We start from the raw sequence: 16,487 nt of genomic DNA, 5'->3' as shown, positions 1-16,487 counted from the left end.
ACCACCGGCACTGTCGGCGCCACCGGCACTGTCGGCGCGTCCCTGGGCACGGGAACCACCACGGCACCGGCCGACACGGCCCTCGCCGGGACCGTTAACCTCGGCACCACCACGGCACCCACCACCGCCACCACCGGTACCGTCGGCGCGACCCTGGGCACCGGCACCACCACGGCACCCACCACCGGTACCGTCGGCGCGACCCTGGGCACCGGCACCGCCACGGCACCCACCACCGGTACCGTCGATGCGACCCTGGGCACCGGAACCGCCACGGCACCCACCACCGGTACCGTCGGCGCGACCCTGGGCACCGGAACCGCCACGGCACCGGCCGGCACTGCCCTCGCCGGGACCGTGAACCTCGGCACCACCACGGCACCCACCACCGGCACTGTCGGCGCCTTGGGGGCCCTGGATGTGGGCGTCGCCTCGATGCTCGGCGGCGTTCGGGGTGATCTTGTCGCCGGCGGCGGGACTGTTGGTCAAGGACCGTTTGCTTCGGGAAACGGTAATACCGGTACCGGTACCGGTGGCGCCGCGGGAGCGGGCGGTGCAACCACGGGCTTCTCGATGGTCCCGTCGGCTTCGCTGACCGTTCCGGCAGCAGGCACCGCGGCAGTGAACACTGTTGCGCAGAGCACGGCAAGCACATCTCCGGCGAATAGCGCTGCCAGGCTGGCCACGACCGGTATCGATGTGTCCGTGCTCCCCTTGGGCCTGCTGCTTCTCGTCGCCGGGGTCCTGATTCTCCGGCGCCGGCGAATGGTCTGATGGCGGCGGCAGCACCGGGATCAGTCTCTAACGACCGTACGACTGCTTACCGACGGTGAGAACAGCCTGACGCCAGGACGCCTTTCAACACCAGCTCGCTGATGGCTCATCTGTCATCAGCAGGCGCCTTGGGTAGCCTATGGCCCGGTGGCGATGGACCGATACATCGCTACCGGGCCATTGGCGTGAGGAATGATTCGTGCCGCTTCCAAACCCGCAGGCCTGGCTCAGGACCACTCCGAGGGAAGCTGGGTCGGTGAAACGGTGTGACCCTGGTAGCTGGAGGGCCGGCTTACGGTCACTGCGGGAGTCCAACTCCCCTCGTACTTTTGGTCAACCACAAGGTCATCCAGCAGTTGAACCCCTCCCAGGGGTGGGGCGCCTCCTACGGTGGCCTGCTCTACTCCCCGGACGGCAAAACCCTTTGGGCCGCCCAGCCCGGGAACCTGCAAAAATTCGCCGTCAACCCTGACGGGACCCTCGCCAACCCGGTGACCATCCCGATGCCCGGCGTGAACGGGAAGGACCCGATCCCGGCCGGGCTGACCTACGCCCCCGGTGGCAAGCAGATCCTAGCCACACTGAACGGCACGAACATGCTGGCTGTCCTGGACGCGGACACCGGCGCTGTGATCCGCCAGATCCCGGTAGGCAACGCGCCCCGGGACGTGGTAGTCGAGGACGGCCACGCGTTCATCGCCAACCAGGGCGGCCGCACCGCCCAGCCAGGGGACAAGACCAACAAGTCCTACGGCACGAACATTGTCACCAACGACGAGAACGGGTCCCCCTCCACCGGGACCGTCTCGGAGGTCGACCCGGCCACCGGTACCCTCATCCGCAGCTACGACACGGGGCTTGCGCCCTCTGCCCTGGCGGTCCACGGCGATAACGTGTTCGTCGCCAACTCCAACTCCGACACCGTCTCAGTCATCGACACCAAGACCGGGAAGGTCGGGCAGACCATCAACGTCAACCCACTCCCCGGCGCACCGGCCAGCAGCTCCCCGACCTCCCTGACGATGCTTGATGACACCCACCTGGCCGTGGCCCTCGGCCAGGCCAACGCCGTCGCCGTCTATGAGTTCAAGGACCAGCAGACCCCGGCCTCCTTCCAGGGCCTGATCCCCACCGGCTGGTACCCCGGCACCGTGCAGTACGACAAGGCACTCGGCCAGCTCGTGGTCGCCGCGCAAAAGGGCGAAGGTTCCCTCGGCGCCCCCGGAGCCAACGGAGGCCACACCGTCTACTCGGACCTTGGCCTGGTCAGCACCATCCCGACCCCGACCCCCGAACAGCTGCCGGAAATGACCAAGCAGGTCTGGGCCAACAACCAGTGGGACCAGGCCCTGGCCGACATGAAGAAGGACCCGTCCAAGGGCAAAGACGCGGTCGCGATCCACCGCCGGGACGGTGACCCCTCCCAGATCAAGCACGTGTTCATGATCGTGAAGGAAAACCGCACCTACGACCAGGTCCTCGGCGATGACAAACGCGGCAACGGCGACCCGGCCCTCACCGAGTACGGCGCCGCGACCACCCCGAACCACCACGCCCTGGCCTCCGCCGCGGGTCCCCTGCTCGATAACACCTACTCCTGCGGGACCATGTCCGCGGACGGGCACCAGTGGCTCACCCAGGCCACCGTGGATGAATACCTCACCCGCTCCATCGGCAACTATCACCGCAGCTACCCCTACAACGGCGGCGAAGCCCTCGCCTACAGCGCCACCGGGTTCCTCTGGGACAACGCCGCGGCCCACGGCGTAACCGCCAATGACTGGGGTGAATACACCAAGCACTGGACCGATAAGGCCGGCAACGGCAGCTGAACCATCCCAGGCAGGCTGAACTACACCCCAACCTCACGCCCCTGTTGTTTGACGGAACCTTTATTATCGGTTGCTTGAAGGACGGGACTTCTATGCCGGACCTGTTCCAGCGGTGAGCTGGGTTTCTTGGCGTCCGGCCGCTCTGTTCTTCCCGGGTCTTAGTCCTCCGTTGTGCTCGGTGCCGTGGCCATGGGTTCGGGTCCTCGTCCGGTCACTGTTTTCATGACGGTCCAGCCGACGGCGGTGATGGGGACTGCCAGAAGGGCCCCGACGACGCCGGCGAGGAACGTGCCGGCAGGAATGCCCGCCTCCGGCTACCGGTCCATCCAAGCCGCCGGACCCTAACCCTGAGACGTGGCTGTCAGCTACAGGACTTTGCGGGATCCTGGTGAGCCGCGGCCATCAATGCTGATGGCGTGCTTCTCCAGTAGCCAGATCCGGTCACCGCAGGTCAAACCAGGTCGGGGGCACTGGAAACGATGTAGTCAGCCGCTGCAGGCCCTTTCATGCCTAAGTGGTTGTCCCGGGGCTTGATTCGGCGGCTTCCAGAGCGCTTCGGGGGCTTGGGTTCTTCCTTGTTCAGCAGGCACCAGCTGGTGGGGACGCCGTACAGCTCATCGGGGTTGAGACCCGTTTCCCTGTCCGGAACCTCATCGAGGGCCTCCGCGAAAGAGGCCTCAAAGTGTGGATGACTTATCACAGCTCGTCTCTTTTACCAGCAGCACGCACTGCCCTGCCGGCTCCGTGCGGTACCCGATGCTCGAAATCTACACCATCGTCAGCAATTGCAGACCGGCATGTTACCCGGACACCCCAGCACCGGGTCTGACCACTGGGTTCCACAGTGCTGACGGCGAGCTGTCTACAAACCGGGTGAATTGCTGGTTCCGGGCCTGCCGCTCCCGGGGCGCCTCCGCAGCGCCCGTACCATCCAGACCATCACCCAGGCCGTGCCAAACAGCTGGCAGGCGAGGAAGACCCGGGCCCAAGGAGCCGGTCGCACGACAGTCAAGAGGGTGAGGTTGATCAGTACCAAGACCATGATCGGCAGAACGATGACCCTCGGTGAATTGTTGCTCGTTGCCGGCACCGGCATCACGGCGCTCCTGTTCACTGGGACTGTCCTTCCCTCCCGGACGCACGTGGTGTGGACGGCGAATGCCGACATGCAGGTGAGGCAGAGCACTTTGCCGTACCTGCCGCTGTTTTCAAGTCAGCGTGTAGGGTCGGGGCCCGGTGATGGGTCCTGGCGGTGTCGGGGAGGTCGGATCTGGCGAACCCGGGCCGGGAACAGGATCGGGGGTCGTGCCAGGCGGAACCGGGGATGTCGGGTCAGGACTACCCGGGTTTGGGACAGGATCGGGCGGAAACGGCGCTGGTTCCCGTGCCGGGGGGATCGTCATTGGTCTTCCCTCTCGTCTTAGGCCGGGAAAACCCCAGACTATCCCGGGCCCTCATCAAGAGACAGAGCCCAAGGAACACATTTCTACGCTGAGTTCCGCAGATCACGCAGCAAGGCACTGCCCGGTCAAGCCTCACATTCGGTGCAATACAGCTTTCCATTCGTCTCCCGTGCGCTTTGGGACCGGTGACGGATCAGGAAACAAGAAGAACAGGTAAACTCGTCTGCTCGCTGCGGTATGACATCTACCACCAGCTCCTCAGCGATAATTTCCCCCGCAGGAACATCGCTGTCCAGCGCATCGCCTTCATCCAGTTCCAAGGTTGCGCTAACGGGGCCAGGCGTGTTTGCTGTTTGCAGAGCCTCCAGCGACTGCTCCTGCGCCTCCTTAACCTCTGGGCGGAGGTCGTCATAGTCTGTGGCCACCGCTAATCCTCCTTCCCTCGACGTACCTCAATGGGTTACTGGGCAATTACTCTCTCCACCGCCCAGGCAAGAATTTTCAAATCAAACTCGTCACGGCTCTGCAACCCATGCAAATACGCATCGAACTCAAAAGGTTCGGCTTCACCGCCGTATGCCCAGTACCACAACCACAGTTCATCCAGCGTTGTGTCGTTGAATTCCAACATGACCCGCGCCGTCAATCGTGGATCTTCCATCACCAGTACCCCGCCACCACCGGCTCCCGCCGGTGCTCGTAACATGTCCGGTGCCCGCCACTGCTGGAGCTACCCATCCATCATGTCAAACACGGCCACCCAATCACATCAGTGTCCAGGCGGCAAAACCGATACGTGGAGCAGGGTTTGGGGACTGGAAAAGCCGCCGTTCCCTAAGGTGAAAACAGCGCAGGCCACATCCGGAGCCAAAGCGCGGAACGGACGGCGACCGTACCTACGAAAGGCAAGACTGGAATAGGCGTTACCTGCACGGACGGTCGTCATGCCATATCTGAACATCGCCGTAGCTCAACGGAATCTTCACTATCGGCAGTTCAAAAAGGGCAGGGAGAGGAACTCCGGAAGGGGCAACGGCGATGCCTCGCCGTTGCCCGTTGGGCCCATTCGCGGGCAGCCTATATGGGGTGGGGCTTTGAAATCATTAATGGGCTAAGTTCTGCTGGACGGACTGCCTGTCGTCCCCGAGTATTTGTCCGACAATATTCGGACTCAAAGTTGTCGGAAACCACGNGCACGTCCAGATCCAGTGGCGCGAGGACTTCGATGCCGTTGATGAATCGCGTCAAATTCCATTTCTTCGGCATCTCCGCCGTTGCGCCAGTAATAGAGCCATAGCTCCGCGAGCGATAGTTCGCCTTGTTGCAGAAGTGCCCTTGCCAAAAGCCTCGGGTCCATATTTAGATGCTGGAGCCGACGGCGCAAGACCACCAGAGGCCTTGGCCCCGATTTGGCCGCCGAGGCGGTCTCGGCACGCTTACTCTCAAAGTGGCTGGACAGCGTTGACCTGCCCAGATAGCTTCTGTTCAGGCACCGCCTCCGGTGCTCCAGCCAGGGCCGCCAGCGCTGACGCGGTGCGGATTAACAGAAAGCAGACCGGGCATGAGCCATTTTGATGACTTCCTCAGGGAGGCGACCAGCAGCGATCCCGGCAGCGAGAAGGGCCTGTCCGCCGAGGAACTCCATGGGCTGTACACCAGCTGGTGCATCATCAATGTATGCCCGGCCGAGTCTGCTGAGGCGTTGTGGGCAGCCTTGACCAGCAGGGGAATTCTGCCGGGAAACAACACCCTGGCCATGACGGGGCCGGCCGCTGCTGACTACAGCCTTTCCAGCGAGCCAATCTCCCCTGACAGCCCGATTCCAGAGGTGGAACTCGCTACAGGCCCGGCCATGCTCCGTGCATGGTCCACCCCGTGCTCCGGGTAAAAGCGGCCAGCACCGGTCCCACACCGAAACGCGGACGCGGACAGATGGTCTGCCGCAACACCGCGTGGGTGCACTCCAGACCGCGGAGAGCAGCCATAGCCTTGGCAGCGGCATCACTGGAACTCGCGCCATCAACCGTGAACCAGCCCGCGCTGTGGTCGGTCGCGTATTCAAGAAAGAATGCCATAAACAATGCTTTCTGCACCCAACCGGGTTCAGACAGGGCCAATGGTCCCGCTTGGTCAAGGTCACGTTTCCCTCCCAGATGGCGACAAGGGGCATGAGCCCTGCACATCAGTCCCATGACACGAGACCGGTCTGGATCATCTGCCAAAGGAGCCTGGAAGGGTTGGGAAACCCCTTCCAGGCATCAGCGGCCTTAGGGCTGTGCGTGGCGGACCAGCCGCCGCCCGGCACGATGCGCGGGAGCCGGACCCTTGGGGTTGGGGGCGTGCTCCCGGGCTGCTGCCGAAGCTCTCCCGCCAAAACACCGCTTCTGCCTAGCAGCTGCCCACACTGTCTCTTCTCCTGCTGCAGCTGGTCAAACCGGACCGGCGTCGTCCAGGGCACTCGCCTGGTGCGCAGGCGGCACGTGCCGGAGCATTACGGGAGTACTCGCGGGTGGAACGGGCATTGCTTCGTTGGCGCCGCTGATTGCCGAGACGAGTACGAACGTCAGAGGATCGTGTCTCGTACGGCTTTCCGTTTCCTGACGGTAAGGTGTGCCCGACGGGAACGTCCAGGCTGTCGCTCACAACAGGCCGGTGCGAGTGGTCCGACGGGCTGTACCGCATCCACGGCTACATCTTGGGGGCTGTGTAAACGGGCTTGAGGTCCCGGGAGAGCTCGTCCCAGTGCTGCCGGGGCGCGTAGCGGAAAATGTTGCCGAGCAGATGGATCACGCACGGCCGGACCATGGATTGCTCCCAGACGTGGTGATCGCCTCGGGCAAGCCCTTCAGACGGGAGAACAGCATGGCTGGAATCAACGCGAAGTTCGACAAGGAATACCTGGACAAAGGCATTGACGACTTAGCGAAAGCCCCGGTTGAAGCCCTGAAAGGCCTGTCCGAGGGCGATGCCCAGAAGCTCAAGGAAGCCCTAAACATCAAGACCGTCAAGGATCTCGGGACCAACAAGTTCTTCCTCTGGGCCCACGCGGTGGCCAAACTCGCCGAGTAGAGAGCCTGGAACCGAAAGGACGGTGCAGCACAGCGTGAAGACCTGCGAATCTTCGGCTTGTGCAAAAAACCGCTTCTTGCTAGGCGTGGTCAGAGTTCGACAGTTTCGAATTCGAGGAGATCGGCGCCCGTTGCCACCGGTTTCTGGCCGCTGCCGTGGTGTTCGCCGGCCTGGCCGTTGCGCCAGTTTTGGTAGTCCTCTTCGCTGGACCAGGTGGTGACGACGAAGTAACGGTCCTCTCCCCTGACCGGGCGGAGCAACTGGAAGCCTTCGAATCCCGGCTGTCCATCGACAGCGTGCGCCCGGGCAGCGAAGCGCTTTTCGAGCTCGGAGCCCTTACCTTCAGGGACGTGGATCGCGTTGATCTTTACAACAGACATGGTGTTCCTTTCATTGGTGGGACTGGGCAAGGGTTTAGAGATCGGTCAGGCCGAGGCCTTTGTCATCCAGGCACGGCGAATGCTTACCGGCCGGAACCCCAGTGGAGCGGAGACAGGTACATTGCGGTCCCTTCACGCTGGGCAGGGACATCCAAACGAACCGCTGCATCTTGTTATAAAGCCCAAAATCCAGAACCGCGCCGTCCAGCTTCGGGGCGAGATCGTGACTGACACTGATCTCGACCGCCGCCGTACCGGCCGACGAACTTTCCTCGGAGGTCCAGTGACCCTGCAGATTGCATCGCAGCGCCTTCCGCGGCCGGGTACGAGAGAAATAGAGTCCCTGCTTCCGGCAGCCTCCGGGACCGATGTAGCAGTGAAGGATCCCGCCGAAAACGGTCACCATTTCCACGGCCGCGTCGGTAAGGAAAAACCGACCGTGTCCCGGGATGTCAGCCACCGATCCAGGAACCTGTTCAGCAGTCCTGTCGACTCCAGGCATGGGGCGGCGGTTAGCGGGCAACGACGAGTACCGTTCCCACGTTGCGGATCTTGCTCCGCACCGCATCCTCAATCCTGTGGTTCATCTTTGCCAGTTCTGCCATGGTCCAGTCCGGATCCGCGGGGGCTGTGACCTCGACGTGAAGACTGTGTCCGCTCCAGCGGAGGCGGACCGTTGATTTCGGCGGTGCCACAGGTGCAATAGCGGCCTCAGTGCGGGCCAGCAGGGCCGGATCCACGCCGTCCAGGAGCCGGCGGCCGATGTCCCGGACCGTTCCCCAGAGCAGGGCAAAGATGGCGATGGAGATCAGAATGCCGATGATCGGATCTGCCAGCGGGAAACCGAGCCAGACACCGATCACGCCCACGACAACGGCCAGGGAGGTGAACCCGTCGGTGCGGGCATGCACCCCGTCTGCGACCAGCGCTGCGGAGCCGATTTCCCTGCCGACCCTGATCCGGTAGACGGCGACGATCTCGTTGCCGGCAAAACCGATCAGACCCGCCGCCAGGACCCAGGCGAGGTTGTTCAGGGGCTGCGGCTGGAAGATGCGGATCACCGATTCCACCCCGGCGACGATGGCGGAGAGGGCCACCACGGCGACAATGAACAAACCGGCGAGGTCTTCGGCGCGGCCGAACCCGTAGTTGTAGGTCCGCGTGGCCGCCCGGCGGCTGAGGATGAACGCTATCCACAGCGGCACTGCGGTCAGGGCATCGGAGAAGTTGTGGATCGTATCCGCCAGCAGGGCCACGGAACCGCTGAACAGGAACACGGCCAGCTGCAGCAGCGAGGTCACCGCCAGTACGGCCAGGGAAATCTTCAGGGCCCTAATGCCCTTGGTCGAGCTCTCCATGGCCTCGTCCACCGAATCCGCCGCGTCATGGCTGTGCGGCACAAACAGGCCGTACAGGAACCCCTTCAGACCCCCGGGATGGTCATGATCATGGTGGTCATGCCCGTGACCATGGCTGTGGCCTGTCTCGTGCGCGTGCCCGTGGCCCGAACCGCCGTGGTTGTGGTCGTGGTGCTCATGGTCGTGGTCTTCGGTCAGCGAGTGTGCGTGGTGACCGTGCAGGTCCTCGTCCCGGCTTTTCATGCGGCACCGGTGGTGGTCTGGGGAAGATGGTGTGCAGGGGTGCCGCCGAGGGAATGCTGGGCCTGGAAGATGGCATCGACCACGAGCTGACGGGCATGCTCATTCGCCAGCCGGTAGTACACGCGGGTGCCTTCCTGCCGGGTGGTCACTATCCGGGCCAGTCGCATCTTGGCCAGGTGCTGGGACACTGCGGACTGGGGCTTGCCCACCGTCTCGGCCAGCTCGTTCACTGACATTTCGCCGTCGCGGAGGGCAAGGATCAGCCGTACCCGGGTCGCGTCGGCCAGCATGGCGAAGACCTCAACGGCGAGCTCGACATACCCGCTGTCAACATTCAACCCACAGGACTTATCTGCATTCATGCGAATATTATGACACGCCAAAGGAACTTGACGTGCTCGAGCGTGGCCGTCCCGGGCGCCCTACCGGTGTGCGGTCCTACGATGAGCCTGAATGAGGCAGGCGAGTTTGACGGGGAGGGCTTGTGCAGCTGGTGGAACTGGCATTGATCGGGGTTCCGGTCATCGCGGCCGGCGGGGCTGGCGTGTTGGCCACGTTCCGGCCTCCAGGGCCAAGGGTGACCAGCGGCCTGCAGCATTTCGCGACGGGTGTGGTGATTGCTGCCGCAGCGTTGGAGCTGCTCCCGGAAGTCGTGCGTGAGAGCGGAGTGGTGTCTGTTGTCGGGTTCGCGGCCGGTATTGCGGTGATGTTCGGCATGCGGGCCATCACCGGCCGCCTTGAAGACCGCGCCGGCACCGGCCGGGCGTCCAGTCTGCCCTGGGGGATGATCGGTGCGACAGCCATCGATTTCCTCATTGACGGCGTCATACTCGGCGCAGGATTCACTGCTGGGGGTCACACCGGCGTGCTCCTGTCGATTGCCTTGGCCATCGAATACCTCTTCGTGAGCCTGTCGTTGGCAGGAGCGATCGGTCCGGAACCCCGCAAAGCAGCCCTCATCGCCATTCCCGTGCTGTTGTCGCTGCTCACGGTGGGCGGAACGTTCCTTGGGCTGTGGCTGCTCTCCGGCGCCGCGCCGGTGACGCTGGCCGCGGTGCTCGCCTTCGGCGCCGTGGCCTTCATGTACCTGGCCACCGAAGAACTCCTCGTCGAGGCACACGCCCGGGGTGAAACCGCCATCGGCTCCAGCGCCTTCTACATCGGATTCCTCGCCGTACTCATCCTCGAACAAGCGCTGCGCTAACCTCCAGGGACCTTCGTTGTGGGCAGCCGGGCTCCAGTCGAGCTGCTGTGGGAGACTCCCGGCATCCTTTCTGGACCGGGCCGATTAGTGCTTAGCCCCTATCCCGCTCATGCAGCATCCAGGGCGGCTCCTTGTCTGAGCGGATGGGCGGTGCAACACTTTCGTTCACTGGCTCACAGGAGATGATCGGCACCCACGAGCTGTTCCTGAACAGCCTTGCAGGGTTTGCCGAAAGGATGGAGTTTGCAATGAAGCAGCTAGATTCCGTAGAGAAGGCCGTTGAACAATTCGATTTCCTCGACGGGATAGCCTCGTCCCTGGCAAAGGCGGTAGGGAAAGCCGTCGATCCGCGGCCGGTCCGCAACCTCTTAAGCGGTACGGTCATCGGGCACCCGCTGCATCCAGTACTGACTGATCTGCCGATCGGCGCCTGGACCATGGCTGCTCTCCTGGATCTCGCAGGCGGCCGGTCCTCCGAGCCGGCGACCGACCTGCTGGTCATTGCGGGCATCGCAACAGCCGTTCCCACTGCGGCGGCCGGGCTCAATGACTGGTCAGACACCGAGGGTAAGACTCAGCGGACGGGCATCGTGCACGGCCTGGCAAACAGCGCAGCCCTGTGCTTCTACCTCTCCTCGACGATCGCGCGCAGGAGCGGACAAAGAGGCCTGGGGAAAGCTTTAGGTTTGGCCGGGTTCGGGCTGGTCACTTTCGGCGGCTACCTGGGCGGCCACCTAACGTATGCCGACGCCGTGAATGTGAACAAAACCGCCGACCGGAGAAGGCCCCGCAAAGTGGACCTCCGTGCTCGCCGAAGGTGAGCTGGCCGAGGGCGAGCAGCGCGCGGTGAAGGTGCGTGGCGTTTCGGTCCTGCTCCACCGCTCCGGCGGCATGATCCAGTCCATCGATGCCGTCTGCAGCCATATGGGCGGCCCACTCGAGGAAGGAAAAATCGAGAATGGCTGCGTTAGATGTCCATGGCACGGAAGCACCTTCAAACTGACCGACGGCACCGTGGTCCGGGGTCCCGCGACCCGTCCCCAGCCGGCGTATGAAGCACGAACCAGTGAAGGCCAGATACAAATCGGCCGCGCCGCCTGACACCCGCCCGCCAGCCATGCCGTCGGCACTGACCGCAAAGAGGTTCAGCACCAGCCGGAGACTGGACAGGAAGGGGCCATTTCGGTCCGGTTGCCGTGTGGCTCAGGCTGCCGGCTGAGACGGCGGAGCGCGCCAAGAAGGCCCAATAAAGTCTCCCACCGAAGGCCGCCCCAATGGCCGCAAAGGTAACGGGAGGATGAACGGCAGGGAAGCATTGGTAAGGGCAGGCTTACCTTTGTTAGCATCGCGTGGCGGTTCCGGTGCGGGCCGCGGCAGCCCCGTCCAGGAGTATCGATGCATCCCTTCCGTAAAAACGCCCGTTCCGGGGAGTCCCGGGAAGGCGTGCCCAGTCTAAGAATGCTGGTTCCTGCCGTGGTGCTGGCCGTCAGCATGCTGACCGCCTTGGGCCTGGTCGGAGTTCTCGGCAAAACCGCATCGGCTGCTGAACACATGGAGCTGGCGGCAGCGCAAACCCGGGCGATGACGCCCGGAGCGGTGCTGGCCGACCCGCCGTCGGTCTCGGCCGGGTCCGATGGCAACCTGGCGGTGACGCTGGAGGCCTCCAAGACCCGTTTTGAACTGTCGGGCCAGCAGATCTGGGGGCAGTCCTACAACGGGTCCTTCACCGCCCCTACGATTCGCGCCGACCCGGGACAAACCCTGTCCATTACCCTGCACAATCGCCTGAACGTGGCAACAAACCTTCATTTCCACGGTCTGCACGTCTCGCCTTCAGGGGCCTCTGACAACCCGTCTTTGTGCATCCCTCCCGGGGCGACCTTCACCTACAGGCTGGCCATCCCTGCGGACCATCCGCACGGCACCTACTGGTACCACAGCCACGCCATGTCCACCGAGTGCCCGAAAAATGACATGGCCGGCATGCACAACGGGCATGCCACGACGGGGATGGACCCGTCGGGCACCACAGCTCCGGCGCCATTCACTCCAGGCGATGTGGAGAACCAGATCTCCGCGGGCCTGTCCGGAGCCCTTGTCATTGGAGACAACCGCGCCGGTTTGCCCGAGCCCCTGCAAAACGTCGACACCCACACCCTGGTCCTCAAAGACATCCAAACCGACACTTCCGGCGCTATTGTCCAGAACACCAAGAGCACATCCATCGATTCGAATGCCGCCACCACCCGCCTCGTCAACGGCCAGCTCAAGCCCGTCCTGTCCATGCGCCCAGGCGAGACCCAGCTCTGGCGGCTGGTCAACGCCGGCGCCGACATCTTCTACAAACTCCAGCTCGACGGATACCAATTCACCGTGATCGCCGAGGATGGGACCGCGTACCCGCGCAGCGCAGTCTCCGGTGAGCTCCTGCTTCCGCCCGGGAAGCGCTTCGACGTACTCGTCACCGCAGGCCCGGCAGGAACCACGTCACTGCGCACGCTCGCGTACAGCAACGGACCCCAGGGCGACTCCTACCCCGACACGGCACTCATGGACCTCAGAATCACCGGAAACAGCCAGCCCGCAAGGCCGGCCCCGGCAGACTTCGCTATCTCAGGGGCCCTTCCGGACCTCAGCGCTGCACCCCTCGCCCAGCGCCGGAGCATCGAACTTTCCGAAGACCCCACCGCGCCAAACTTCTTCGTCAACGGGCGGCAGTTCAGCATGGGCAACCCGACCTTCGACACGCCGGCAAAACTCGGAACAATCGAGGAATGGACCATCACCAACACCAGCGGTGAAGATCACCCGTTTCACATGCACAGCAACGCCTTCCAAGTCGCCTCGGTCAACGGAACCCCGGCGCTGTCCCCACACCGGCAAGACACCGTCATCGTTCCCCACGCGGCAAACGGCACCCCCGGCCAGGTGATCATCCGGCAGCAGTTCTCCGACTACCCGGGTCTCTGGATGTTCCACTGCCACATCGCAGCCCACGAAGACCACGGCATGATGGGCTTCATCCAAGTCAACCCCTGACAACACTCCATCAACCCGTTTCGCGGCAGACCTTCCCTATGCACGTTCCAGCGCTGATTGTACTTAGGTGAGCCTTACCTCATAAGATTGGCCGAATGACCACGCAGCTCGAACTTGCGGGGGTACCTTTCGCTTGGGGGCTGGCGGACTATGGAGATACCCCTGCCATCATCACCAACCAGGTGACCCTGACCTACCGCGAATTGGCAGAGCGGGTCGACGCTCTGGCCCGGCGACTTGGCACAGAACGGCGACTGGTGGCCCTTGCGGCGTCCAACGACGTCGAATCGCTCGTGGCCTACCTGGCCGCCCTGGCCGGCGGGCACCCGCTCATCCTCCTTCCCGAAGACAAGCCCACAGCCCTCGACTCACTGGTGGCAGCCTACGATCCTGACGTCGTCATCCGCCCCGGCAAAGGGGAAATAGCGCTGATGGAGCGGCGTCAGGGCAGCCGGCACGAGCTGCACCCGGACGTTGCCCTGCTCCTGAGTACTTCAGGTTCGACGGGTTCGCCGAAGCTGGTGCGTCTTTCCCTTGCCAACCTTCAAGCGAATGCCGAATCGATCGCCTCGTACCTGGGCATCACAGCCGGGGACCGGGCCGCCACGACGTTGCCAATGTCTTACTGCTACGGGCTCTCGGTGATCAACAGCCACCTGTTGCGCGGCGCCAGCCTGGTGCTGACCGGACTGTCCGTCGTCGACCCGTGTTTCTGGGAACTGTTCCGGCAGCAGCGCTGCACATCGTTCGCCGCCGTTCCCTACACGTTCGAACTTCTTGACCGGGTCGGTTTCGGCGACCTGGATCTGCCGGGCCTGCGCTACATCACCCAGGCCGGCGGACGCCTCGCCCCGGACCAGGTGCGCCGCTACGCACAACTGGGCGGCCGGCGGGGGTGGGACCTGTTTGTCATGTACGGGCAGACCGAGGCGACGGCCCGGATGGCCTACCTGCCCCCGCACCTTGCTGTGGAGAATCCGGGCGCCATCGGACTGCCCGTGCCTGGAGGTGCGTTCCGCATCGACCCCGTCGATGGACTGAACGAGGGTGAGCTGGTGTACATCGGGCCGAATGTGATGCTCGGTTACGCAGAGACCCCGGAGGACCTGTCCCGGGGCCGAACCATCACCGAATTGCGCACCGGCGACCTGGCGCGGAAGAACGCCGCGGGCCTGTACGAAGTGGTTGGGCGGCGCAGCCGGTTCGTCAAGATCGTGGGCCTGCGCGTTGACCTTGAACAGGTCGAACGCATGCTTGCGGACCTCGGGGTGGCCGCGGCCAGCACTGGCACCGACGACCGCCTGGTCGTAGCCGTCGAGGGTGAGCATGACACCCAGCTTCTGTCCAAGGTGCTCGCGCAGGGCGTGGGGCTGCCGCGCGCGGCCCTGAGTCTCTACGCGGTCGAGGAACTGCCCCGCCTGGGCAGCGGCAAGCTGGACTATCCCGCCGTTGCCGCCCTTGCTGCTGACAGGACGCCAGCGGCCGGAACCTTCCCTAATGCCCCCTCCCCGCGCCTGGCCGTGGCGGAGACCATCGACCCGGCGGCCACTGGGCAAGCTGACGGCGCCTCCACCAGCACTCCAAACACCGTTACGGTGAAGCAGATCTTTGAGGACGCCCTTGAGGTTGCCGAGGTAGAGGACACCGACACGTTCGTCTCGCTGGGCGGCGACTCGCTCTCCTTCGTAGCCGCGTCCGTCCGGCTGGAACAGGCGCTGGGCCAATTGCCACCTGACTGGCATCTAACGCCGGTCGGCTGGCTCGAACCGGCACCGAAACAGAAGGCCCGGTCCGGCCTATCCGCAATGAAGCGGATGGTCGCGCCAATCGATACGAGCATCGTCCTGCGCGCTGTTGGCATCGTCTTCATCGTCAGCACACACACCGGACTTTTCGAGTGGCAAGGCATGGCCCATGTCCTGATCGCCGCCGCAGGATACAACTTCGCCCGCTTCCAGCTCTCCGGCCAAGGAACGTCCCGGCTACGGCGCCAGCTCGCCAGCATTTCCCGGATTGCCCTGCCCGCGATGGCATTCATCGCCTTCGCCTACCTGGTCACCGACCGCTACAGCCTGGCCAACATCGTGCTCCTCAACGCCATCCTCGGGCCCGTGGAAGTCACCACCCAATGGCATTTCTGGTTCGTCGAAGACATCATCTACATCCTCCTGGCCATGACCGCACTGCTCGCCATCCCCTGGATCCACCGCACCGAACGCCGCCACCCGTTCCTCTACCCACTGATACTGTTCGGCGCCGGGCTCCTCACCCGCTACGAGATCCTGGACCGAGGCGTGCCCCACACCATCCCGGCACTGTGGCTCTTCGCCCTGGGCTGGACCGTGGCACGCTCGCGCACCCTCCTGCAGCGCCTGCTGGTCTCCGCGTTGACGGTCGTAACCGTCCCGGGCTTCTTCGAGGACGTGCACCGGGAATCCACGATGATGGCCGGGATCCTGCTGCTCATCTGGCTGCCCGCCCTCCCCGTGCCGCGAGTCCTGACCCGGCCCGTCACCATCCTGGCCAGCGCCTCCATGCACATCTACCTCGTGCACTGGCTGGTTTACCCGCCGCTGACCGACATCAACCGGCCCCTCGCCGTGGCCGCATCACTGGCTGCCGGGATCGCCTACTGGACTCTCTGCAACCGCTGCACCAGCACCTTCCACTGGTTCCGCAACCGCAGCAGGCAGCAGCAACTAACAACGACGGATGTCGCGCCTGTTCTTATACGCAGAGGGATTCACGGCGACTCAGACACACGGCAGTTATCCGCTGGCCGATTGAACCACTATGCAACCAGCCCCGATCCGCAGGGAAGCGCTCAGCCAGACATCCAATAGGCCGTGCTGCTGCCTGCGCAGCGGTTACCCAGGGCGGCCCCGACATGATCCTGCGCTGCTACAAATGCCGGTCCTCAACCCGGGGACTACGAACCGGGCCCGATCTACAATACCGGGCTCTCCTACCAGGAAGCCGAGGACACCGGCGGCTAATGGTTCGCTACCCGCCTGGACGGTTCCCGCATCGAGTTGGCCATACCGATGCCGCAGGAAACCGGCCCTTCGCAGATGAGCGTGGTTAGGGTCGTCTGACGCGAGGGCGGCAGCGTGTCCTGATGCCGCTGCGGCGTGGTGCGGGAGGAGAGGGGTCAGGGCCTCTTTGAATTGGTAGCGACCAAGCTT

15 protein-coding genes and 2 pseudogenes are annotated in these 16,487 nt (G+C 63.9%); 9 read left to right on the top strand and 8 right to left on the bottom strand.

Annotated elements, in window-relative coordinates; translation table 11 throughout:
- A pseudogene (locus IEW19_RS24035) lies at nt 1–774 on the top strand (hypothetical protein); the annotation flags it as partial.
- 329 nt (nt 775–1,103) lie between these two features.
- On the top strand, nt 1,104–2,606 hold the full coding sequence (locus IEW19_RS22350; RefSeq protein WP_188573751.1) for a YncE family protein: 1,503 nt from the start codon (nt 1,104–1,106) through the stop codon (nt 2,604–2,606).
- 451 nt (nt 2,607–3,057) lie between these two features.
- Here IEW19_RS22350 and IEW19_RS22345 read toward each other — a convergent pair whose 3' ends face one another.
- The 3 genes from IEW19_RS22345 to IEW19_RS22335 form a co-directional block, all read right to left on the bottom strand.
- Nucleotides 3,058–3,306: a hypothetical protein gene (locus IEW19_RS22345; RefSeq protein WP_308420031.1), complete on the bottom strand. Its 249-nt coding sequence runs from the start codon at nt 3,304–3,306 to the stop codon at nt 3,058–3,060.
- Between the two features lie 828 nt (nt 3,307–4,134).
- Nucleotides 4,135–4,434, bottom strand: a complete 300-nt coding sequence (locus tag IEW19_RS22340; protein WP_188573750.1) for a DUF4193 domain-containing protein — start codon at nt 4,432–4,434, stop codon at nt 4,135–4,137.
- A 35-nt stretch (nt 4,435–4,469) separates the two neighbouring features.
- On the bottom strand, nt 4,470–4,640 hold the full coding sequence (locus IEW19_RS22335) for a hypothetical protein (RefSeq protein ID WP_229748681.1): 171 nt from the start codon (nt 4,638–4,640) through the stop codon (nt 4,470–4,472).
- Between the two features lie 930 nt (nt 4,641–5,570).
- Between IEW19_RS22335 and IEW19_RS22330 the strand changes: the two genes are divergently transcribed.
- Nucleotides 5,571–5,897 carry a hypothetical protein gene (locus IEW19_RS22330; protein WP_188573749.1) on the top strand — a complete coding sequence of 109 codons (327 nt, stop codon included), beginning with the start codon at nt 5,571–5,573 and terminating at the stop codon, nt 5,895–5,897.
- Nucleotides 5,898–6,709: 812 nt separating this feature from the next.
- Here IEW19_RS22330 and IEW19_RS22325 read toward each other — a convergent pair.
- A pseudogene (locus tag IEW19_RS22325) lies at nt 6,710–6,858 on the bottom strand (transposase); the annotation flags it as partial.
- Nucleotides 6,859–6,871: 13 nt separating this feature from the next.
- Here IEW19_RS22325 and IEW19_RS22320 point away from each other — a divergent pair.
- The gene (locus IEW19_RS22320) at nt 6,872–7,078 is read left to right on the top strand and encodes a hypothetical protein (protein ID WP_188573748.1); all 207 of its coding nucleotides are present in this window, start codon (nt 6,872–6,874) and stop codon (nt 7,076–7,078) included.
- 89 nt (nt 7,079–7,167) lie between these two features.
- Here the strand turns inward: IEW19_RS22320 and IEW19_RS22315 are convergent, their stop codons facing one another.
- Genes IEW19_RS22315 through IEW19_RS22300 form a run of 4 tightly spaced genes read right to left on the bottom strand, consistent with a single transcriptional unit; the run spans nt 7,168 to nt 9,421 of the window.
- The gene (locus IEW19_RS22315) at nt 7,168–7,458 is read right to left on the bottom strand and encodes an antibiotic biosynthesis monooxygenase family protein (protein ID WP_188573747.1); all 291 of its coding nucleotides are present in this window, start codon (nt 7,456–7,458) and stop codon (nt 7,168–7,170) included.
- A gap of 34 nt (nt 7,459–7,492) precedes the next feature.
- A complete protein-coding gene (locus IEW19_RS22310) occupies nt 7,493–7,918 on the bottom strand; it encodes a peptidase (protein ID WP_229748679.1) in 426 nt (141 codons plus the stop codon).
- A gap of 52 nt (nt 7,919–7,970) precedes the next feature.
- Nucleotides 7,971–9,059 carry a cation diffusion facilitator family transporter gene (locus tag IEW19_RS22305; RefSeq protein ID WP_188573745.1) on the bottom strand — a complete coding sequence of 363 codons (1,089 nt, stop codon included), beginning with the start codon at nt 9,057–9,059 and terminating at the stop codon, nt 7,971–7,973.
- On the bottom strand, nt 9,056–9,421 hold the full coding sequence (locus tag IEW19_RS22300; protein ID WP_188573744.1) for an ArsR/SmtB family transcription factor: 366 nt from the start codon (nt 9,419–9,421) through the stop codon (nt 9,056–9,058). Before IEW19_RS22300 ends, IEW19_RS22305 begins: the two co-directional genes overlap by 4 nt.
- Before the next feature lie 122 nt (nt 9,422–9,543).
- On the opposite strand from IEW19_RS22300, the gene IEW19_RS22295 reads away from it, so the two are divergent.
- The 5 genes from IEW19_RS22295 (at nt 9,544) to IEW19_RS22280 (ending at nt 16,145) form a co-directional block, all read left to right on the top strand.
- Nucleotides 9,544–10,263: a ZIP family metal transporter gene (locus IEW19_RS22295; protein WP_188573743.1), complete on the top strand. Its 720-nt coding sequence runs from the start codon at nt 9,544–9,546 to the stop codon at nt 10,261–10,263.
- 248 nt (nt 10,264–10,511) lie between these two features.
- Nucleotides 10,512–11,084: a DUF2231 domain-containing protein gene (locus tag IEW19_RS22290; protein WP_229748677.1), complete on the top strand. Its 573-nt coding sequence runs from the start codon at nt 10,512–10,514 to the stop codon at nt 11,082–11,084.
- Entirely contained in the window at nt 11,068–11,364 is a 297-nt protein-coding gene (locus IEW19_RS23760) for a Rieske (2Fe-2S) protein (RefSeq protein WP_229748675.1), read from the top strand. The genes IEW19_RS22290 and IEW19_RS23760 overlap by 17 nt, the downstream gene beginning before the upstream one ends.
- A 357-nt stretch (nt 11,365–11,721) precedes the next feature.
- Entirely contained in the window at nt 11,722–13,302 is a 1,581-nt protein-coding gene (locus tag IEW19_RS22285; protein WP_229748673.1) for a multicopper oxidase family protein, read from the top strand.
- Between the two features lie 95 nt (nt 13,303–13,397).
- Nucleotides 13,398–16,145 carry an AMP-binding protein gene (locus IEW19_RS22280; protein WP_188573742.1) on the top strand — a complete coding sequence of 916 codons (2,748 nt, stop codon included), beginning with the start codon at nt 13,398–13,400 and terminating at the stop codon, nt 16,143–16,145.
- The last annotated feature ends 342 nt before the right edge of the window (nt 16,146–16,487 follow it).

The organism is Arthrobacter liuii (genome assembly GCF_014639275.1).
GTDB classification, from domain to species: Bacteria; Actinomycetota; Actinomycetes; order Actinomycetales; family Micrococcaceae; genus Arthrobacter; species Arthrobacter liuii.
This window is presented reverse-complemented; position numbering and strand designations above follow the sequence as displayed.

Excerpts from the sequence above, each read along its gene's own strand:
- IEW19_RS22335 (WP_229748681.1), bottom strand. The coding sequence starts at position 4,640 with ATGTTGGAATTCAACGACACAACGCTGGATGAACTGTGGTTGTGGTAC.
- IEW19_RS22330 (WP_188573749.1), top strand. The coding sequence starts at position 5,571 with ATGAGCCATTTTGATGACTTCCTCAGGGAGGCGACCAGCAGCGATCCC.
- IEW19_RS22320 (WP_188573748.1), top strand. The coding sequence starts at position 6,872 with ATGGCTGGAATCAACGCGAAGTTCGACAAGGAATACCTGGACAAAGGC.
- IEW19_RS22315 (WP_188573747.1), bottom strand. The coding sequence starts at position 7,458 with ATGTCTGTTGTAAAGATCAACGCGATCCACGTCCCTGAAGGTAAGGGC.
- IEW19_RS22305 (WP_188573745.1), bottom strand. The coding sequence starts at position 9,059 with ATGAAAAGCCGGGACGAGGACCTGCACGGTCACCACGCACACTCGCTG.
- IEW19_RS22300 (WP_188573744.1), bottom strand. The coding sequence starts at position 9,421 with ATGAATGCAGATAAGTCCTGTGGGTTGAATGTTGACAGCGGGTATGTC.
- IEW19_RS22290 (WP_229748677.1), top strand. The coding sequence starts at position 10,512 with ATGAAGCAGCTAGATTCCGTAGAGAAGGCCGTTGAACAATTCGATTTC.
- IEW19_RS22285 (WP_229748673.1), top strand. The coding sequence starts at position 11,722 with ATGCTGGTTCCTGCCGTGGTGCTGGCCGTCAGCATGCTGACCGCCTTG.
- IEW19_RS22280 (WP_188573742.1), top strand. The coding sequence starts at position 13,398 with ATGACCACGCAGCTCGAACTTGCGGGGGTACCTTTCGCTTGGGGGCTG.